Origin of the sequence: uncultured Virgibacillus sp. (assembly GCF_947495635.1) — a bacterium.
GTDB lineage: Bacteria > Bacillota > Bacilli > Bacillales > Amphibacillaceae > Virgibacillus > Virgibacillus salarius.
This window is the reverse complement of the sequence record NZ_CANMAB010000182.1, coordinates 1-3,108: the sequence shown is the minus strand read 5'-3', so window position 1 is coordinate 3,108 and position 3,108 is coordinate 1. Positions and strand designations below refer to the sequence as shown.

Genomic DNA, 3,108 nt, shown 5'->3' with positions numbered 1-3,108 from the left:
AAAATTCGTTCAACTTGATTGAAATCTAAAAATATATTCATTGACTTTTACAGTTATTTTTTATGCAACGCTAGTGAGGAAATTATAAAATTAGCCCATGTGGATAAACAATAGGCGCTTGTTGGGCAGCTTCCAGCTCCAGCGCCCGGAAACTAGGGGAGTTCACAAATCGCCCTAATCTAAGTCATTATTGGCTCGCAAGCACACCGTGAGTCCTTTATCTCCGTTGAATCGTCGCTACGTTTCTATTCGGGAGCTTACGCTTTTGTTCCTACATTTCGATTTTTTTCGTATATTTTAATAACTGCAGTAATGTATTGTTATTTTTCTCTGATATTTCCTGTTTTCTAGGTATATGCGGTACGATATTGGCTGAATCTGACCAGTAATCTGGCAGAGGTGTTTTCGAATATTTCTGCCATTTGTTTTTCCATTTCTCTGGGAGTGCCCCTGTTGCTAGTTGATTATGTTTCATGATATTCCATATTTGTCCCCACGCACGTGGAACTACTCGCCAAATATCATAGCCACCACCACCAAGCGCAATCCATTTCCCATTACAATATTGATGGGCTAACTCATGAGCTAGCGCTGGTATCTTTTCATATATCGACATGGTCGCGCAAAGATGTGTCAGAGGATCATAACAATGGGCGTCCGCTCCATTTTGAGTTACAATAACATCTGGTTTAAAAAAGGCCGTAATTTCTCTTAATGCAGAAGTATAAACGTGTAAAAACGAGTCGTCTTCCGTAAAAGCATCAATAGGTAAATTGAATGCATATCCATGTCCGCTTTTAATTCCACGTTCATTTACATTTCCAGTACCAGGGAATAGATAGCGACCAGTTTCATGAATAGAAAAGGTGCATACATTTGGATCATCATAAAAACCCCATTGGACGCCATCACCATGATGTGCATCTGTGTCAACATATAAAACACGTAAGTTATATTTTTCCCGAATATAACGGATCGCTACTGCACCATCATTGTATATGCAAAATCCAGCAGCTTTCCTTTTAAAACCATGGTGTAACCCGCCACCAAGATTAAGCGCATGAGACGCTTGACCAGTTAATACTGCATCCACTGCTGAAAGGGTACCGCCGACCAAACTGGCAGATGCATCATGCATATTTTGAAAAATAGGTGTATCCTCAGTATCTAATCCAAATTCTACTGCATCTTCATCTGCTAACAACCCTGTACTAGCTTGCTTAACAGCTTCAACATAAGCATGGTCATGAAATAGCATTAGTTCTTCGTCTGTTGCTTGCCTTGGTGATAATAAATCCTTACTAGAAAGCAGTTCTTTGCTCTCCAATAACTCCTTGGTTAACAAGATCCGTTTTTGATTAAATGGGTGATCTTCATTAAAGTGATAATTTAAAAAGGAATCAGAAAAGATGAATTTAGCATGACATGTCATCGATTTTCCCCCGCAATATTATTTGGCCATAACAGTTCATAGCCTGCATTACGGAGATCTTGTATAACAGGAAGTGGATTCATTGTTTGAATACGGAATACTAATATCTTGTAGTTTGGATTATCTTTAAATGGGTAGACAAGTACTGAAATGATATTGGTTTTTCGTTTACCAAAGATGGAAGTGACTTCGGGAAGAATTCCCGGACGATGTGGAACTTTAACTTCTATGTGTGAACTTTGTACATGTGTCCCCGTTAATTGAATCATTGTATATAGCATGTCTTTTTCAGTGATGATACCAACCAGCTTATTGTTTTTGCGAACAACAGGAAGACAAGCAATTTCTTGTTCATAGAAAATCTTTGCTATTTCTTCTACAAAGTCCAATGGATGAATGGTTATAACTGGCTGACTCATAATCGTTTGAATTTCATGATCTAATTCACAGGCTTCGGATTCTTTTTCAAAAATAGATGGACTAGCATCTCGCACATCACGATCCGATACAATACCTATAACTTCTTTAGTTGAATCTACAATTGGTATATGCCTTATTTTATGTTTGTGTAGTAGGTGTAAGGCTTCTTTTATTGTAGCAGTTGGTGGTAATGCGATTACTTCCGTCTTCATGATTTCTTCCACCAGCATGTTAAAGACCCTCCCGCATATTTCGATAGTGATGTCGCTGTAGAAAACGTAACGTGTCAAATTTTTTAATAGATTCCTCTGAAACATTTTTTCCTATTCGTACCATTAAACAGTTAGCAGGGTGCGAAATAATTTCTGGATCATCTGTAGGTGCAGGTAGAAGTCCACCAGCAGCCATCATTTTCTCCATGACCTTACGATAATCCCAGATACTTAATTTTGTACCATCTAAGTCCCAGTGCCAGTAATACTCTGTGGAAATAATGATATAATTCTCCATATACGTATCCATCATTGAAACTTCTAACAAGCCTGAAGCAATTTTCGCACCACGAAAGTCTGGTATTACTTCAATAGCTCCTAGTTCGATCAAATCATCCATTGCAAATTTAGACCACCTTTCTAAAGGGTCGGGATGTAGATAGGTTACGTAGCCAATGATTGTATCTTTTGTTCTTGCAACAATAATTCTCCCCTCAGGAAAGGAAGCGATTTGCATGATTGCTTCGAATTGTTTCGTCGCAGGTCGAAATGCAGTTAAATCATGATGGAATTTATACTCCTTCAGTTCTGCAGCTGTCAGTGGTCCTTCAATGATTATCGTTTCATCACTTGTCTCTCGTGTTTGTAGATAATGTTTTTTCGTATGCTTCATTCAGTCACCACCTGTCATGTATTACGCTTACATTTATTATACAGCAATATCCACAGATTTTTTAGTAACATCTGTGAACGATTCATAAAAGATACGATCTCAGAATTAGAAGCTTAGGTCTAACAATCAAAACCATCCGTGTGAACTCGTAGCTTGCTTTACGACTGAAAGCCTCAGTTATCAGATTAAAGCCCCGGTGAAAGGACTTTCTGCCTGTATTCTAAAAGAATCTTTTATTTTTTTATAAGTTAAGAAAGTATAAAATCAGTGCAATGACTGCGTTAAGCCAAGTAATTATTTTGAAATGTTTGATGTATATTGGCAATGCTCCGACTAATTACTTCGCTTTCCGCGGGCACGGCCTCAACTAA

3 protein-coding genes are annotated in these 3,108 nt (G+C 38.1%); all 3 read right to left on the bottom strand.

Annotated elements, in window-relative coordinates:
* Window positions 1-271: 271 nt before the first annotated feature.
* From Q1A47_RS20275 to Q1A47_RS20265, 3 genes are read right to left on the bottom strand one after another with little or no spacing between them, the layout of a single operon-like run.
* On the bottom strand, window positions 272-1,432 hold the full coding sequence (locus Q1A47_RS20275) for an acetoin utilization protein AcuC (RefSeq protein ID WP_026681465.1): 1,161 nt from the start codon (window positions 1,430-1,432) through the stop codon (window positions 272-274).
* On the bottom strand, window positions 1,429-2,082 hold the full coding sequence (locus Q1A47_RS20270; protein WP_026681464.1) for an acetoin utilization AcuB family protein: 654 nt from the start codon (window positions 2,080-2,082) through the stop codon (window positions 1,429-1,431). The genes Q1A47_RS20275 and Q1A47_RS20270 overlap by 4 nt, the downstream gene beginning before the upstream one ends.
* A 1-nt stretch (window position 2,083) precedes the next feature.
* Window positions 2,084-2,737 (bottom strand): GNAT family N-acetyltransferase, encoded by a 654-nt coding sequence (locus tag Q1A47_RS20265; RefSeq protein ID WP_026681463.1) that lies wholly within the window; start codon window positions 2,735-2,737, stop codon window positions 2,084-2,086.
* Window positions 2,738-3,108: the final 371 nt, after the last annotated feature.